The organism is Burkholderia sp. AU32262 (genome assembly GCF_020419985.1).
In the GTDB taxonomy this organism is placed as follows: Bacteria; Pseudomonadota; Gammaproteobacteria; order Burkholderiales; family Burkholderiaceae; genus Burkholderia; species Burkholderia semiarida.
Genome location: NZ_JAIZRS010000025.1, coordinates 70,931 through 86,539, shown reverse-complemented (window position 1 = coordinate 86,539; position 15,609 = coordinate 70,931). Strand labels below are relative to the sequence as shown.

Annotated in this window: 14 protein-coding genes and 2 pseudogenes; 10 read left to right on the top strand and 6 right to left on the bottom strand. The window is 63.9% G+C overall.

Features of this window, described 5'->3' with window-relative positions; all coding sequences use genetic code 11:
• The first annotated feature begins 251 nt into the window (after positions 1-251).
• Together LGN10_RS26190 and trpS are read left to right on the top strand one after the other, a co-directional pair.
• Entirely contained in the window at positions 252-407 is a 156-nt protein-coding gene (locus LGN10_RS26190; RefSeq protein ID WP_167351636.1) for a hypothetical protein, read from the top strand.
• Between the two features lie 209 nt (positions 408-616).
• Entirely contained in the window at positions 617-1,630 is a 1,014-nt protein-coding gene (gene trpS / locus LGN10_RS26185; protein ID WP_059575188.1) for a tryptophan--tRNA ligase, read from the top strand.
• A gap of 110 nt (positions 1,631-1,740) precedes the next feature.
• Here trpS and LGN10_RS26180 read toward each other — a convergent pair whose 3' ends face one another.
• The 4 genes from LGN10_RS26180 to LGN10_RS26165 form a co-directional block, all read right to left on the bottom strand.
• Entirely contained in the window at positions 1,741-2,154 is a 414-nt protein-coding gene (locus tag LGN10_RS26180) for a VOC family protein (protein ID WP_226225528.1), read from the bottom strand.
• 93 nt (positions 2,155-2,247) lie between these two features.
• A complete protein-coding gene (locus LGN10_RS26175; protein WP_226225527.1) occupies positions 2,248-3,168 on the bottom strand; it encodes a bestrophin family protein in 921 nt (306 codons plus the stop codon).
• Between the two features lie 160 nt (positions 3,169-3,328).
• A complete protein-coding gene (cydB, locus tag LGN10_RS26170) occupies positions 3,329-4,336 on the bottom strand; it encodes a cytochrome d ubiquinol oxidase subunit II (protein WP_059574936.1) in 1,008 nt (335 codons plus the stop codon).
• A 2-nt stretch (positions 4,337-4,338) separates the two neighbouring features.
• Positions 4,339-5,739, bottom strand: coding sequence for a cytochrome ubiquinol oxidase subunit I (locus tag LGN10_RS26165; RefSeq protein WP_059574934.1), 1,401 nt, complete (start codon positions 5,737-5,739; stop codon positions 4,339-4,341).
• A gap of 424 nt (positions 5,740-6,163) precedes the next feature.
• Between LGN10_RS26165 and fdhD the strand changes: the two are divergent.
• From fdhD to moaD, 5 genes and pseudogenes are all read left to right on the top strand, one after another.
• Positions 6,164-7,035: pseudogene (gene fdhD, locus LGN10_RS26160) on the top strand (formate dehydrogenase accessory sulfurtransferase FdhD).
• Positions 7,032-8,246 carry a gephyrin-like molybdotransferase Glp gene (gene glp, locus LGN10_RS26155; RefSeq protein ID WP_226225526.1) on the top strand — a complete coding sequence of 405 codons (1,215 nt, stop codon included), beginning with the start codon at positions 7,032-7,034 and terminating at the stop codon, positions 8,244-8,246. Before fdhD ends, glp begins: the two are co-directional and overlap by 4 nt.
• Positions 8,247-8,463: 217 nt before the next feature.
• Complete coding sequence (gene moaA / locus LGN10_RS26150) at positions 8,464-9,588, top strand: GTP 3',8-cyclase MoaA (RefSeq protein WP_226225525.1); 1,125 nt, start codon at positions 8,464-8,466, stop codon at positions 9,586-9,588.
• A 47-nt stretch (positions 9,589-9,635) separates the two neighbouring features.
• Entirely contained in the window at positions 9,636-10,208 is a 573-nt protein-coding gene (locus LGN10_RS26145; RefSeq protein ID WP_226225523.1) for a molybdenum cofactor biosynthesis protein MoaE, read from the top strand.
• 52 nt (positions 10,209-10,260) lie between these two features.
• A complete protein-coding gene (moaD, locus tag LGN10_RS26140) occupies positions 10,261-10,518 on the top strand; it encodes a molybdopterin converting factor subunit 1 (RefSeq protein WP_059642890.1) in 258 nt (85 codons plus the stop codon).
• Between the two features lie 613 nt (positions 10,519-11,131).
• Here the strand turns inward: moaD and LGN10_RS26135 are convergent.
• On the bottom strand, positions 11,132-11,635 hold the full coding sequence (locus LGN10_RS26135; protein ID WP_226225522.1) for a hypothetical protein: 504 nt from the start codon (positions 11,633-11,635) through the stop codon (positions 11,132-11,134).
• A gap of 335 nt (positions 11,636-11,970) precedes the next feature.
• Complete coding sequence (locus LGN10_RS26130) at positions 11,971-12,861, bottom strand: SDR family oxidoreductase (protein ID WP_226225521.1); 891 nt, start codon at positions 12,859-12,861, stop codon at positions 11,971-11,973.
• A 99-nt stretch (positions 12,862-12,960) separates the two neighbouring features.
• Between LGN10_RS26130 and LGN10_RS26125 the strand changes: the two are divergent.
• From LGN10_RS26125 to LGN10_RS26115, 3 genes and pseudogenes are all read left to right on the top strand, one after another.
• Positions 12,961-13,840: pseudogene (locus LGN10_RS26125) on the top strand (helix-turn-helix transcriptional regulator).
• A gap of 176 nt (positions 13,841-14,016) precedes the next feature.
• Positions 14,017-14,496 (top strand): hypothetical protein, encoded by a 480-nt coding sequence (locus LGN10_RS26120; RefSeq protein ID WP_226225520.1) that lies wholly within the window; start codon positions 14,017-14,019, stop codon positions 14,494-14,496.
• A 236-nt stretch (positions 14,497-14,732) separates the two neighbouring features.
• Complete coding sequence (locus tag LGN10_RS26115) at positions 14,733-15,305, top strand: hypothetical protein (protein ID WP_226225519.1); 573 nt, start codon at positions 14,733-14,735, stop codon at positions 15,303-15,305.
• The last annotated feature ends 304 nt before the right edge of the window (positions 15,306-15,609 follow it).

Sequence of the window (15,609 nt, the reverse complement as noted above, 5' to 3'; positions counted from 1 at the left end):
ACGCGACGCGATCCATTCGGGCCATTGCCCTACAATTCCTGACTGTGCGTACCGCCCCGAACTGGTAGCATGCGCACCGCTTCGCACGAAACGATGCGTTCGCGGAACACATGATCGTTCCCCTTTAGATGCCCGCGCGTGCCCCGCCGCACGGGAACCCAGATTGAGCCCCATTTCCCCGCAACACCCCGGCCTCGCCCCGCGCGACCCGTTGCAGTAACGTTGGAGTGGCGCACCTCGCGCCTGCAAGCATGAAGAAATCGAAGCAGCCCATCCATTCCCCACGCGACAAGGACCGCACGCCGCTCGTACGCGCCGGCGCGTGGCTGCTGATGGCCGGCCTGCTGTATCTGCTGTGGCCGTCCGCCGAAACCGCCTACCTCGCGATGGAGTCGGTGATCCGCTGACGCGCACGTCCCCCGACGCACTACGCTATACTGCCGCGATGGAAACCCGACCCGCCTCGCCGATCGTGCATTGCTGGTGGCGCGCCTGACCCAGGCGGCCCGTTTCCTTTTGCATGTCCCAAACGTGATGCCGCCAGCGATGGCGGCATTCGCGTTTCTGCGCCGACATCATGGCTGGCGGCCTCGACAACCCGGAGCCAACGACGACCATGACTCACCCCGCCCGCCCGACCATTCTCACCGGCGACCGCACGACCGGCCCGCTGCATCTCGGCCACTACATCGGCTCGCTGCGCGCACGCGTGCAGATGCAGCACGAAGCGCGGCAATTCCTGCTGCTCGCCGACACGCAGGCGCTGACCGACAACATGGGCCGCCGCCAGCGCGTCACCGAGAACGTGATCGAGGTCGCGCTCGACTACCTCGCCGTCGGCATCGATCCGGCGATCTCGACGATCGTCGTGCAATCGCAGGTGCCCGAACTCGCCGAGCTGTCGCAATACCTGCTCAATCTCGTCACGGTCGCGCGCCTCGAACGCAATCCGACCATCAAGGAAGAAATCCGCCTGCGCGGGTTCGAGCGCGACATCCCGGCCGGCTTCCTCACCTATCCGGTGAGCCAGGCGGCCGACATCACCGCGTTCAAGGCGACCCACGTGCCGGTCGGCGACGATCAACTGCCGATGATCGAGCAAACCAACGAACTCGTGCGCCGCTTCAACGCGACCGTCGAGCAGCCGGTGCTGGTCGAATGCGAGGCCGTGCTGTCGTCGGTCACGCGGCTGCCGGGCATCGACGGCAAGGCGAAGATGAGCAAATCGCTCGGCAACGCGATCACGCTCGGCTCGACGCCGGACGAGATCGCGCAAGCCGTGAAGGACATGTACACGGACCCCAACCACCTGCGCGTGAGCGACCCGGGCCAGGTCGAGGGTAACGTCGTGTTCACGTTCCTCGATGCGTTCGAGCCCGACGTCGCGAAGGTCGACGAACTGAAGGCCCACTATCGCCGCGGCGGCCTCGGCGATAGCGTGGTCAAGCGCGTGCTCAACGAGCGGCTGCAGGCGCTGATCGAGCCGATCCGCGCGCGCCGCCGCGAATTCGAGGCCGACAAGGCCGAAGTGATGGCGATCCTGAAGCGCGGCACGCTGCATGCACGGGAAGTGGCAGGCGCGACGCTCGCGGAGGTGAAGGGTGCGATGGGGTTGACGTATTTCGACTGATACGTTCCGGCGGCATGCGTTGACCGTCGGCATGCCGAGTAAAGCGATATCGCTCGGGACGTGGGACTCCCACGCAGTCGAAAACTAGCGGCCGCCGGGCCTCACCACCGTCACGTCCGCTCGCGCCCCGCCCCCGCCGCATGACACACGGCCTCGATCCGGTTGCCGGCCGGATCGACCAGGAAAGCCGCGTAGTAGTCGCCGTGGTACTGCGGCCGCAAGCCCGGGGCGCCGTCGGACTGGCCGCCCGTCGCGAGCCCTGCGTCGAAGAACGCATGCACCTGCTCGCGGGAAGCAGCCTTGAAACACCAGTGCCGCTTGCTCGCCCCGATTTCGGCGGGGTCCAGATACACCGCCAGAAAAGTCGACTCCGGGTCATTCGCGCTGCAACGTTCGCCATAGCCGAGCGCGTTGGGCCGGTCATAGACCTTGGTCGCGCCCAGCGCAGCCATGACGGCATCGTAGAAGGGGCGTGCCAGGTCGATGTCCGGAACACTGATCGACACGTGATCGAGAGGTTGCATGGTATGGGCTCCATTGAACGAGCCCGAGTCTACACAACCGTTCCCGGCCCGGCCGATCAACCTTACCGACGACTGCACTACCGACCGCGCCGCCTACGTGATCTGATACGTCGACGCCGGCACGAACTCCTCCGGCATCGGTCGATCGCCGAGTTCGAGCACCGACCGCTCGATCGTGCGCGTGATCGCATCGAGCGCGAGCGCATTCGGCGCGAGCCCGAACGGTTCGGCCACTTCGTTCGCGATCGCTTCGAGCGCGATCAGCGTGTACGAGATGAACACGCAGATCAGCGGCGTGAAGAACTCCGTCGAATCGACGAGCCCGAACGGCAGCAGCACGCAATACGCATACACGGTGCGATGGAGCAGCACGCTGTACGAAAACGGAATCGGCGTCGACAGGATGCGCTCGCAACCACCGATCGACTTGCCGAGCTCGTCGAGTTGCGTCTCGAACATCCAGCAGGCCGTGTCGCTGGCGGGCGCGCGGCCCAGCGCACGGACGATGCCGCCGCGCAGTTCGTCGAGGATCGCGACCGGCTTGTAGCATTTGCCGCCAAGCGCCGCCGCGCGTTCCGCCCCGAGAATGCGCTGCAGATCCGCGGTCGGATCGGTATGACGCAACTGATGCTTCAACGCATACGCGAGCGCGATCAGCAGATCGGCGAGCCGGTTGCGCTCGGCGTCGCTCACGCCGTCGGGCAGGTAGCGATGCAGTTGCGACGTCACCGCGCGTGCGGCGATCAGCAGGTTGCCCCACAGATGCCGCGCTTCCTTGAAGCGCTCGAAGCTCGCGTTGTTGCGAAACCCGAGGAAAATCGCGAGCGCGAGCCCGAACAGCGTGAACGGCGCGGTGTTGAGCGGAATCTTCTCGCCGAAGATGCGCCCGTTCGTGAAGACCGCCAGCGTGCTGACGATCGCCATGAACACGAGCTGCGGAATGATCGATTGCAGCACGGAGCCGTTCCATACGAACAGCATCCTGAGCCAGTTCTGTCGTGGTCTGACGATCATGATGTTTTCTCGACTGCCAAAGGAATGCGCAACGCAACCCGTTGCGCCCGCACCCGATGCGCAACGGCCCGCGCGTGGCGGGCCGCTTTCCGTCGGGCACCGTGCCGGGCGCCGCGCGTGATGATACGCGAGCGCCGCGCCCCGTCACCTCGCGTGCCGCTCAGTGATAGCCGATGTCGCCCTCGCGCACCTTGCCGCGAAACACGCGATACTGCATCGCGTTGTACACGAGGATGATCGGCAGCACGATGACGGTGCCGACCAGCGCGAACAACTGGCTCGAATGGCTCGACGACGCGTCCCAGATCGTCAGCGACGGCGGCACGATGTTCGGCCAGATGCTGATCACGAGCCCCGTGTAGCCGAGGAACACGAGCGCGAGCGTCAGCAGGAACGGCGTGGCCTCGTGCGCACGCTTCACCGCGTGGAAGATGCCCCACACGCATGCGACGACGAGGACCGGCACCGGCAGGAACCAGCCGAGGTTGCCGCTGCCGAACCAGCGGTGCGCGACGGCCGGCAGCCCGATCACGGTCCACAGGCTCACGACGCCCATCACCGCGAGCAGCACGCCCGTGAGCGGCTTCATCAGCAACCGCATCTTGCGCTGGAGTTCGCCGTCGACCTTCAGGATCAGCCAGCCGCAGCCGAGCGTCGCATAGGTGACGAGCACGCCGATCCCGCACAGCATGCTGAACGGCGACAGCCAGTCGAACGGCCCGCCCACGAAATGGTTGTTCTCGATCTTGATGCCCTGCAGCAGCGAACCGAGCACGATCCCCTGGCAGAACGCGGCGAGCGCCGAGCCGCCGATGAACGCGAGATCCCACATGTGCTGCGTGCGGGTGGCTTTCGCGCGCAGCTCGAACGCCGCGCCGCGGAAGATCAGCCCGACCAGCATCAGCACCAGCGGCAGGTAGTTGGCCGGCAGCAGCGTCGAATACACGACCGGAAACGCGCCATAGAGGCCCGCGCCGCCGAGCACGAGGAACGTCTCGTTGCCGTCCCACACCGGCGCGACGGTGTCGAGCATCACCTGGCGCTCGGCCTTCGCATCGAAGAACGGAAACAGCAGCCCGATGCCGAGGTCGAAACCGTCCAGCATCACGTAGATGAACACGCCGAGGCCGATGATCGCGGCCCAGACGACAGGAAGATCGATGTGCATGGTTACTCCGCCTCGGTGACGTTCAGCGGCGTGGACAGCGCGCTCTTGCGCAGCCCCGGATGCCGGTGCAGCTCGATGTACCCGGCCTGGGCGGCCGGCCCGCGCTTCATCAGTTTCATCATGTAGTAGATGCCCGTTCCGAATACCAGGAAGTACACGACCACGAAGATCAGCAGCGATACGCCGACCTGCTGCGCGGTGAGCGGCGCGACCGAATCGATGGTGCGCAGCACGCCGTACACGGTCCACGGCTGGCGCCCGACCTCGGTCGTGATCCAGCCGGCCAGCAGCGCGACGATGCCCGACGGCCCCATGCACACGACGAGCCACTGGAACCAGCGCGTCTCGTACAGGCGCCCGCCCTTTCTCAGCAGCAGCCCGAGCAGCGCGGTCAGCAGCATCAGCATCCCCAGGCCGGCCATGATCCGGAACGTCCAGAAGATGATCGGAGAATACGGGCGATCCTGCGGCGCGAATTCCTTCAGCCCGCGGATCTCGCCGTCCCAGCTGTGCGTGAGGATCAGGCTGCCGAGGTGCGGCACCTGGATCGCATAGCGCGTGGTTTCGGCCTGCATGTCGGGCAGCCCGACGAGGTTCAGCGCGGTGCCGCCCTTCTCGGTTTCCCACAGCCCCTCGATCGCCGCGATCTTCGCCGGCTGGTATTCGCGCGTGTTCAGCCCGTGCGCGTCGCCGACGAAGATCTGGATCGGCGCGAGCACCAGCAGCATCCACAGCGCCATCGAGAAGCTGCGCTTCACCGGCTCGTCGCGGCGGCCCTTCAGCAGGTGCCACGCGCCGCACGCGGCGACGATGAAGCCCGCGACGATGAACGCCGCGATCGTCATGTGCGCGAGACGGTACGGAAACGACGGGTTGAAGATCACCTTGAACCAGTCGACCGGCACGACGAGGCCGTTTTCGATCTTGTAGCCTTGCGGCGTCTGCATGAAGCTGTTCGACGCGAGAATCCAGAACGTCGAGATCAGCGTGCCGACCGCGACCATCAGCGTCGCGAAGAAGTGCGCGCGCGGGCTGACGCGCTGCCAGCCGAACAGCATCACGCCGAGGAAGCCAGCTTCGAGGAAGAACGCCGTCAGCACTTCGTACGTGAGCAGCGGCCCCGTGATGTTGCCCGCGACGCGCGAGAACCCGGACCAGTTGGTGCCGAACTCGTACGCCATCACGACGCCGGAGACCACGCCCATCCCGAAGCCGATCGCGAAGATCTTCGACCAGAACTGAAACATGGATTTGTAGGCGGCGTCGCCGGTGACGAGATAGCGCCATTCCAGCACTGCCAGAAAGCTCGCCATGCCGATGCTGATCGCGGGGAACACGATGTGGAACGACACCGTGAATGCGAATTGCAATCGGGCGAGATGGAACGCATCGAAGATTTCCATGACCGTAATTTGCTCGTGGTTTGTGAGGACGTACGCTCGAAGCAGGAAATCGCGCGACGGCTTGGCGGCGACACATGCGAACGCAACCGGTCGCTCGCACGGCATCGAAGCGTGAATGACGATATCGCGTTTGCAACGATACTCGCAATCATTCGGACGTGCGCTGAAACTGTGATGCCCGCTCCGCCAAAGATGTGTGCACGGAAAACACTTTCCGTGCCGGCGGGGCGCTCAGCTGTACTGCTTTCCCCGTTGCGGCGCTGTGCCTGCGGTGCGCTGTTCGCTCCACTTAACATGTGATGCAACGCCAACCCGCGGCGGTCGCGCGCCCTTCGGCGCCCCGCCCGGCGGCATCGATTCCCGTCGTTCGGCGCAAGCGCCGAGCCCGGCCGGCCCGCCGGCCGCCCCGCCTGGAGAAACCTGCATGGAGTCCTGCATCCGCAGCGACGATCCGACCGGCAGCACCGCGTGTCGGGTGACGCGCCACCGTGCCGGCGACGCGCGCGACACCGTCGATCGCGTCGTCGACGAGACGCCGGTTGCACTCGTGTTCAACGGCATCTCGCACACGGTCATGATGGCGACGCCGATCGACCTCGACGCATTCGGCCTCGGCTTCGCACTGAGCGAAGGCATCGTCGAGCGCGCGTCGGACGTCTTCGATATCGAAAGCGAATGCCGGCCCGGCAGCGCCGAAGTGCGGCTGACCGTGTCGCAGCAGGCGTTCATGGCGCTGAAGGCGCACCGCCGCGCGCTGGCCGGCCGCACGGGCTGCGGCGTGTGCGGCATCGAAAGCATCGCGCAACTCGACCTGCAGCCGCCGCGCATCGCCGCCGCCGGCGCGGCCGCGGGCATCGGCGCCGACGCGATCGCACGCGCCGCCCGTGCATTGCCGGCCCGGCAGACGCTGATGCGCGAGACGGGCGGCATCCACGCGGCCGCGTGTGCGACCGCGACGGCGCCGTGCTCGACGTGTTCGAGGACGTCGGTCGCCACAACGCGCTCGACAAGCTGATCGGGCAGCTCGCGCGCCGCCGCGCCGACTGGAGCGCGGGCTTCGTGTTCCTGTCGAGCCGCGCAAGCTACGAACTGGTGCGCAAGGCCGCGCGGGTCGGCATCCCGATGGTCGCGACGATCTCGGCGCCGACGTCGCTCGCGATCGACGTCGCCCGCGAAGCCGGCGTGCGGCTGCTCGGCTTTTGCCGCAACGACGGCTTCGTCGAATACGTGTCGCCCGCTGTCGCGCCCTTCCACTCACCGGCGCCCGCACCGGCGCACCCGGCCCATTCGTCATGAAACACCTGCTCGATTTCGATACCGCGCAGCAGCAATTCGCCGGCGCGTTCGCGCCGCTCGACAGCACCCGATCCGTGCCGATCGCGCAGGCAGCAGGCCACGTGCTGGCCGCGCCGCTGACGGCCGTGCTCGACCAGCCGCCGGCCGACCAGAGCGCGATGGACGGCTACGCCGTGCGTCATGCGGACCTCGCACACGGCGAGCCGCTACGCGTCGCACAGCGCTGCTATGCCGGCGACACGCCCGCGCCGCTCGCGCCGCGCACGGCCGCACGCATCTTCACCGGCAGCCTGATTCCGCCCGGCGCCGACACCGTCGTGATGCAGGAGCATGCGCGCGAACAAGCGGGCGGCGTCACGTTCGACGCGCCCCAACGCAGCGGGTCGCACATCCGCCGCCGCGGCGAGGAAGTGCGCGCCGGCGATCGGCTCGTGCCGGCCGGCGTGCGGATGGGCGCGATGCACGTTGGCGTGGCCGCCGCGCAAGGGTTCGCGCGCATCGACGTGCGTGCGGCGCTGCGCGTCGGGATCCTGACGACCGGCGACGAGTTGATCGCGTGCGGCCAGCCGCGCGCGCCGCAGCAAATCTACAACAGCAATGCGCCGATGCTCGCCGCGCTGGTGGCGGGCACCGGCGCCGACGTCGCGATGAGCGTGCACGCGACCGATACCGCGGCCGCCGTCGATCGGGCGCTGCGCGACCTGCACGCGCAGTGCGACCTCGTGATCTGCGTCGGCGGCGCGTCGGTCGGCGACAAGGACCTGCTGCGCCCCGCGCTGGCCGCGCTCGGCGCGTCGCTCCTCGTCGCCGGCGTACGCATGAAACCCGGCAAGCCGGTCGCGCTCGCACGCCTCGATGCGCGGCCCGTGGTGCTGCTGCCCGGCAATCCGGGCGCCGCGATGACGGCGTTCGCGCTGTTCGTCGCGCCGCTGATCCGCCGCCTGCAAGGGCGCGACACGTGCCTGCCGGCCGTGCCGTCGCTGCCGATCGACACCGGCTTCGAGCCGGATGCGCAGCGCGATCGGTTCGTGCGCGTGTGCCGTGCCGTCGGCGCCGATGGCGCGCCCGCGCTCGATACGTTGCGCCAGCAAGGCGCCGGCACGCTGCAGTCGCTGGTGCTGGCGAGCGGGCTCGCGCGGCTGCCGGCCGGACGCACCATCGCGCGCGGCGAGGCGGTACCGTATTACGAATTCGCGCGCTGGCTCGCATGAGCGCGACGCCGAATACCCGCCCCATGCGGCGCCTTCGCCCGATTCGCCGTGCGTGCCGCACCTCCCGCGCGGCGAACTGTATTCCTGCCATTCAGGCGCGATTGTGTCTCTGCCGACGAAACCCGGCGGACTATGCTCACGATGAGGCTCGTCACGAGCTGTGCGCCGACACGTCGGCACCCGCACGGCCGGACGGCGACGCCCCTCCGCTTACTTCATGCAGGCCGACGACCCGATCGTGAATGCCATCGTTTCCGCCGCGCCGGCCGCCGCCGCTTTATCCGGCGGCGCGTCACCCGGCGCTTCTCCCCGCCCGTTCGACACGCTCGGCCGCCCGCTGCGCGACCTGCGCCTGTCCGTCATCGACCAGTGCAATTTCCGCTGCGGCTACTGCATGCCACGCGAGAGCTTCGGCGCCGACTACGCGTTCATGCCGTCGTCCGAGCGATTGTCGTTCGCGCAACTGGAGAAGATCGCGCGCGCCTTCACGTCGCTCGGCGTCGAGAAGATCCGCATCACGGGCGGCGAGCCGCTGCTGCGCCGCCACCTTGAAGCGCTGATCGAACGGCTCGCCGCGCTGACCACCGTCGACGGCAAGCCCGTCGAAATCGCGCTGACGACCAACGGCTCGCTGCTCGCCGCGAAGGCACGCACGTTGCGCGACGCGGGGCTGACGCGCGTGACCGTGAGCCTCGATGCGCTCGACGACACGGTGTTTCGCCGGATGAGCGACGCCGACGTGCCCGTCGCACGCGTGCTGGCCGGCATCGAGGCCGCGCAGGCGGCCGGGCTCGCGCCGGTCAAGGTCAACGCGGTGATCGAGCGCGGCGTGAACGACGACCAGATCCTGCCGCTCGTGCGGCACTTCCGGCATACGGGCGTGGCCGTGCGTTTCATCGAATACATGGACGTCGGCGGCGCCAGCTTCTGGTCCGGCGACAACGTGGTGCCGGCCGCGCGGATGCGCGAACTGATCGACGAGCACTATCCGCTCGTGCTCGTCGGCGAACCGGGGCACGACGCCACCGCGATCCGTTGCGCGCACATCGACGGCGTCGGCGAAGTCGGCTTCATCGCGAGCGTGTCGCATCCGTTTTGCGGCACCTGCTCGCGCGCCCGCGTGTCGGCTGACGGCCAGCTCTATACGTGCCTGTTCGCGACGCAGGGCACCGACTTGCGCCCGTGGCTCGACGGCGCGGCGTCGATCGACGCCCTCGCGGCCGCCGTGCGCGCACGCTGGACGCGGCGCGACGACCGCTATTCCGAGCGCCGGGCCGCACGACCGGCCCGCGCGCCGGGCAAGACCTATCCGACCGTGCGCATGTCGCTCGTCGGCGGCTGACGGGCCGCCGCCCGATACAGGATGCGCCGCCCACTGGAGAACCTGTCATGACCACCTTCACCGAATCCCGCGCCGGGCTGCCGGACGATCCGCTGCGCGCCGGCAGCTCCGCGCCGACCGTCGACGCCACCGACCCGCACCCCGAAGCGGCGCCCGCGATTGCCGCCGGCTTCGAAGTGCGCGTGCAGCATGCGCCGATCGACGCGGGCGCGGAGCTTGCGCCGATCGTTCGCAATCCGAATGTCGGCGCGGTCGTGAATTTTCTCGGGGTCGTGCGCAAGGAAGGCGACGTCGACGACGTCGTCGCGCTGGAAGTCGAGCACTACCCGACGATGACCGAACAGGCGCTGTGGAGCATCGTCGAGGAGGCCACTGCACGCTGGCGGCTCGAAGCGGTCAGGATCGTGCACCGCGTCGGCCGAATTCCGCTCGGCCAGCCCGTCGTGCTGGTCGTGGTGGCCGCCGCGCATCGCGCGTGTGCGTTCGACGCGTGCGAATTCCTGATGGATTTCCTGAAGACCCATGCGCCGTTCTGGAAGAAGGAGATCCGGCACGACGGCGAATCCGGCTGGGTCGAGGCGAAGGCGCGTGACGATCAGGCGATGCGGCGCTGGGGCTGAACGCGTCCGCTTCGTGTTTTCCGATTCCGCCGCTCCTGCTCGAGACATCCCGATGAAACTGAAGATCAAATACTTCGCAAGCATTCGCGAACAACTGGCAATCGACGAAGAAACCGTCGAGATCGATGCCTGCGAACTCACCGTTGACGCGCTGCGCGGCACGCTGGCCGCGCGTGACGCGCGCAGCGCCGAAGCACTGCGGATGGACCGCCCCGTACGCGCGGCCGTGAACCTCGAAATGGTGACGGGGGAATTCGTCGTGCGGGAGGATAGCGAGGTTGCGTTCTTTCCGCCGGTGACGGGGGGATGACGGGGACGCGCGGGGCTGTGCGCTCGTAGGCAGTCGTTTCGCCTCGATCGATGCGTCGAGCGCGAAACTGGTCATCGGCGCCGGCGTGGAAAGACAACAGTTCTTTGCGGATTCCCCGGGGGACGGCTGGGGGAGAAACGTCGGCGGTCGGCGCTAAGAGACATTCGACAGTTTTGCTCGGATCGCCGACAATTGCATATATTTTAGACAACTGGACAGCCCCATTTATGAGGACAGCCGTGTGGATTCTTCTCGCGCTAGCCATCTCCTCGTGGGGAGCATGCGTGGCAGGCCTAACCGATACCGTCCACTTTGGATGGATCGGAACATTGTTTGCGTCAGCAGCCGGCTTGGTGGCAACGCTGTCGAGCTATTTAACGGAAGACGAAGTCTGTACTCGCGGTGGTACGACCATATACAAAGCCGAATCGCCTATCAAATTTCTCTTCGCCTACGCATCGGTCGGGGGGTTTCTCGCCGTCGTTGCGCTGATAAGCATCTTTGGCTGTCTGGACCGATTTGGCCAGTGACAGCCTCGGCCGGGAGCGGCGGTCGACATAGGGGCATAGATTGTTGTTGATCCTCCCTATCGCTAGCGCGGAGTTGTACGCACTTACGGCCCGTCATGTCGGTTAAGAGAATCGATAGCAACACTGAGTTGCCCAGACCTGTTGCGGATGAGGTACACGTGATACCGATCAGGTAATTCTGGTAGCAACACAGGTTCTTCGTTCCAATAATCGTCCTTGAAAAAAGTCGGTGATAAATAATCGAAGTTGTAGTTGCGAGAAATATCGAACCGCGCCTCCCCAAGGTCAGGGGTAGTGGTTATACCCCACACGTCCAAGCGAGCCCCTTCCCGTTTAGACATATCGTGCATACTCCAGAAGTCCGGGATCTCTGTCCTGGAATAGTCTTCGGCGAGGGCGATGGCATCGGGCATCGCGGCCCATATATCGGCGAGGATTTCGTCGGCCTTACCGACGCATTCCAAGCAGTCGAGGCGATGGCGGCATCTCACCCAGACCAACCTCTTGCCGATTTGATATTCCGACCGGAAGTAGCCTCCACCATCGGAAAAGACGCCTAGTGGTCGATGGTCCCTTAGTTTCTCCATGCCAATTATCCTTCGCGAATTCCGATCACTGCATCTAGCGGATGCGGGAAAGTGCCATGGTAGCAAGTCTGCATCGCATGTTCGAATGGCGGTTTGGGTGAATGCCGCGCGACCGCTTCGGGTCGGCAACGATCGGCCACACTCGTCGGCAGCTGGCCATGAAGCGTCACTCGTACGCTCGCAGATCGCGCCGTTGGAACCACAGGTCTGAACCCGGGAGCGTCCGTGTCCGAACGGCGGTTCGGACTCGACCTGAGCCAGGCATGCATTCACCCGGCTCGCGGCACGAGATTGCGGCCGGAAAACGTCGTGCAATGCAACCTCAAAAACGACGCTTATGTCCTGTACAGCGCTTCGTCAAGATCCTCAATCAGTGTTGGTCCTGTCGGGTGCCAATCCAACCGTGCCTGTGTCCACGCGCTCGAAGCGGGCATATCCAGCCCGACGAACATCCCCATCCATCCGAAATGCGCTGCGGCTTCCGCCGGGGCGATCGAAATCACTGGCAATTTAAGGCCTCGACCCAGCGCCTCGGCGATTTCGCGACTGCTGATGCCTTCCTCGCCGCCAGCGTGATAACGCGCGTCCCGTTCGCCCGCCTCCAGGGCGAGCCGGTAGAGACGCGCGACGTCGGACAGGTGGCCGGCCGGCCAGCGGTTGCTTCCGTCACCGACATAGGCAACTACGCCTTTTTCACGAGCCACGTCGATAAGCGGCCCAACGAGGCCCTGCTTGAACGGATTGTGAACTTGCGGCAGTCGTACCACCGACACGTTGATGCCCTGTTGCAGCAGAGCCTGCCCCGTCAGTTCGGAGACAATGCGCGGATTGGGATGACTGGCATTGAAGACATCTTCGGTCGCGGGTTCGCCGTGCTGGCCGCTGCCGATTCCGGTCCCCGACGTGATGATCAGCGGCCGATCGGAACCCGCGAGTGCGGCGCCGAGTGCGGTAATCGCGCGCCTGTCCTTTTCGCAATTCTCGGCGAACCGGGTGAAATCGTGGTCGAACGCCAGGTGAATAACGCCGTCTGCCTTTGCGGCGCCGCTGCGCAAGCTTTCCGGCTCCTCGAGCGTGCCGCGATGCGGCTCGGCGCCCGCGTCGATGAGTGCTCGCACTCCCGCGTCCGAGCGCGTCAAACCAATCACCTGATGACCGGCCTGAATGAGTTCGGGAACGAGTGCCGAACCGATAAAGCCAGTCGCACCTGTCAGGAAAACACGCATGGTGAAGCCTCCTTGGTCGTCAGGTGTCCACTATCCGATCATTTGTTATCCCGTTAAAGTAGTGACCTCATCATAGTAAAGTGACTAACAGGTTTCACTATGTCAGTCAATACGCCCGGGTCGCTTGGCGATTTTCTGAGAAGCCGGCGGACGCGCCTTGCCCCCGCGAGCTTTGGATTGACTGGGCGCAGGCGAACGCCTGGACTACGCCGTGAAGAGGTTGCCCAGCGGGCTAATATCAGCCCGACGTGGTTACACATGGCTCGAACAGGGGCGTGGCGGTGCGCCTTCTGCGGAGGTGCTGGACCGGATCTCCGGTGCCTTGATGCTGAGGCCTGCCGAGCGCGAGCATCTTTTCATGCTCGGGCTTGGGCGGCCGCCCGAGGTCCGCTACCACCCTGTCAACACCGTCAATCCTCGGTTACAGCGGCTGCTCGATTCGTTGGACGCCAGCCCGGCGATCATCAAGACCGCTACCTGGGACGTCGTTGCCTGGAACCGTGCCGCCGCGGTGGTGCTGACCGATTACGGGACCTTGCCGCCCGGTCAGCGCAATATTCTCCGATTCCTGTTCCGCAATCCCGCCGTACGTGCGAAGCAGCACGACTGGGAAAGCATCGCCCGCGTCGTGGTGGGCGCGTTCAGAGCAGATGTGGCGCCCGCGGGTCTCGCGCCCGAGGTCGGCGAGCTGGTTGCCGAATTGCGCGATCTCAGCGCGGAGTTTGACGCACTGTGGCGGGACCACGAGGTACTTGGTCAGAGCGAAGGAGACAGCGTCAAGCTACTTCAGCGTCCCACGCTGGGTCCGATCGAACTGGAGTACTCGGCACTTTCCGTCGACGGTCGGCCGGACCAGGGCTTGATCGTCTATACGCCGCTCGACAGTGAAGTCACCCAGCGAATCAGGGCGCTTGCCGCACACCATCAGCGCGACGCCGTGGCCGAAGATGCGTCGCAAGAGGACATGCGAGTTGGATGACTTCGGCGACTGTTCACGGTCGCATGCTGCCGGTCGCCGACAGGCAGAGCCCGGCCAGGAAAAGACGTTCGACACCTTGGTTCAAATCGTCGACAATTTCGAGCAATCAATGTAGATGGCCACTGCCTCGCGCCGTCAACTAGCAACGGTTTTCTGCCATGCCTCACGCACTGACCATGAACGAGTACGCTCTCGATACACGACCATCCTCTTACTATTTGGACCAATTTACGGAATCGTCTCTCGAAATTCAGCCGCATCGTGAGGCTGGGCGTTACAAATTCGAGCGCGGAGAATATGTTAGAGCCGATGAACCCGAATCATCAGCGATATTCTTTCCGTCGCGCCCGGAACGAGGTTATTGCAAGATAAAGGCTGACTTTTTCGAATTTGAAATTTATGTGCCTAGCTGCAATTCAAGGATTGATCATCGATTTATCGAAATTGTCAAAGAGGTTCTTAGCAATATTGTCGAGATGGACGCCGCTGCTCGATCGCTTCCGAAGGAAATGGATTACGAGGAATATCTGGCATATATCGACATCTCGCCTGACGAGGTTGAATTCCATTACTTTTCAGACGTCGTCAACACGGAATGGGGGATTGATTTCATCAAAGGCGATTCAGGCTCATGGGTTTTGAAGCGGTTTGACTGAAATGCTGCCCCAGCAGAACTGCCCCGAGAAGATACACTTCGGCTTTTCATCCCTAGTCACACCGCGCCAGGCGGCTAGCACGCGGGAAGCGAGTCCCCATGTCCCATGCCCAGTCGACGGACCGCTCTGCGGCACCGAGTCACACATACGCTACTTCCGGCCAGAAACAGTCGTTTGAAGCGAGCTCTCGGTGCTATGATTGTTCCACGCAATATTTTAGTTAAAAGAGGAAGACCTTGAAAAAGAAAATTCCATCTTATGAGGAGTTCGACTCATTTTACGGAGGCGACTATAAGTTAGATTATGTTGCACAGGAAACAATAAGTAATTTTGAGTCGATTGGTAAGTGGCTGTATTTGGGTGCCGACATATTGGACGGGGGTTTCGCCAAGGTTGGCATGACGATGGGGGATCTGGCGTCGAGATCGTATAGCTCAACCCGCCCCAGTTATTATTTATTCTGCGCCTTCAAATTCAAGCACAACATATCCATGCAGGACGTTAAGCGCGTGGAAAATGACGTATTATTGAGGCTTGATCGCTTGCATTGCAATGATGATGGTTCATCCAAAAGAATGATTCACTACGAGTCAGGGAAGCCTTCAGAATGTTTTTATCCCGTAGATTTCTTTTCTTTTTACAAGGATCTGCATTGGGAAATTTATGACGGCCATCGAAATAGCTTTGTGATTTGCGGCTATAAAAATAAGTACGGAATGGATGATGGAGAATTTGTGGATTGCATATTTAATGATCAGCAAGAGGGCCGCCATGACGAATATAGAAAAATGATTCTCCAGCATGATTAATCTTGGACCAGGAGAGGCAGAAGTAGGGCAAAATTAAAGAGCACTAGGAGTGCTCACCTATCGTTGTCTCAGTTACTTCGTTTTCAAAAGAAGGTGCTAAAAAACTCAGGTTGGAAAGCGCTGCGACGATCTTTTCCTGACGTGGGCATGGTATTGGCGGCCGACTGCTTCGGGTGGCGGATTCAACCGGTCGACTGCCCCGCCGGCAACCGCCGCATTCGGTCGTTCACCCGCGCGCTCAGGCGGACGTTCGAATGTCCGTTGCACCTTGGATAACGGATGATCCTTCGGTCGCGTCGCTACT

Coding starts and splice junctions, on each gene's coding strand:
- LGN10_RS26190 (WP_167351636.1), top strand. CDS start 252: ATGAAGAAATCGAAGCAGCCCATCCATTCCCCACGCGACAAGGACCGC.
- trpS (WP_059575188.1), top strand. CDS start 617: ATGACTCACCCCGCCCGCCCGACCATTCTCACCGGCGACCGCACGACC.
- LGN10_RS26180 (WP_226225528.1), bottom strand. CDS start 2,154: ATGCAACCTCTCGATCACGTGTCGATCAGTGTTCCGGACATCGACCTG.
- LGN10_RS26175 (WP_226225527.1), bottom strand. CDS start 3,168: ATGATCGTCAGACCACGACAGAACTGGCTCAGGATGCTGTTCGTATGG.
- cydB (WP_059574936.1), bottom strand. CDS start 4,336: ATGCACATCGATCTTCCTGTCGTCTGGGCCGCGATCATCGGCCTCGGC.
- LGN10_RS26165 (WP_059574934.1), bottom strand. CDS start 5,739: ATGGAAATCTTCGATGCGTTCCATCTCGCCCGATTGCAATTCGCATTC.
- glp (WP_226225526.1), top strand. CDS start 7,032: ATGAAACACCTGCTCGATTTCGATACCGCGCAGCAGCAATTCGCCGGC.
- moaA (WP_226225525.1), top strand. CDS start 8,464: ATGCAGGCCGACGACCCGATCGTGAATGCCATCGTTTCCGCCGCGCCG.
- LGN10_RS26145 (WP_226225523.1), top strand. CDS start 9,636: ATGACCACCTTCACCGAATCCCGCGCCGGGCTGCCGGACGATCCGCTG.
- moaD (WP_059642890.1), top strand. CDS start 10,261: ATGAAACTGAAGATCAAATACTTCGCAAGCATTCGCGAACAACTGGCA.
- LGN10_RS26135 (WP_226225522.1), bottom strand. CDS start 11,635: ATGGAGAAACTAAGGGACCATCGACCACTAGGCGTCTTTTCCGATGGT.
- LGN10_RS26130 (WP_226225521.1), bottom strand. CDS start 12,861: ATGCGTGTTTTCCTGACAGGTGCGACTGGCTTTATCGGTTCGGCACTC.
- LGN10_RS26120 (WP_226225520.1), top strand. CDS start 14,017: ATGAACGAGTACGCTCTCGATACACGACCATCCTCTTACTATTTGGAC.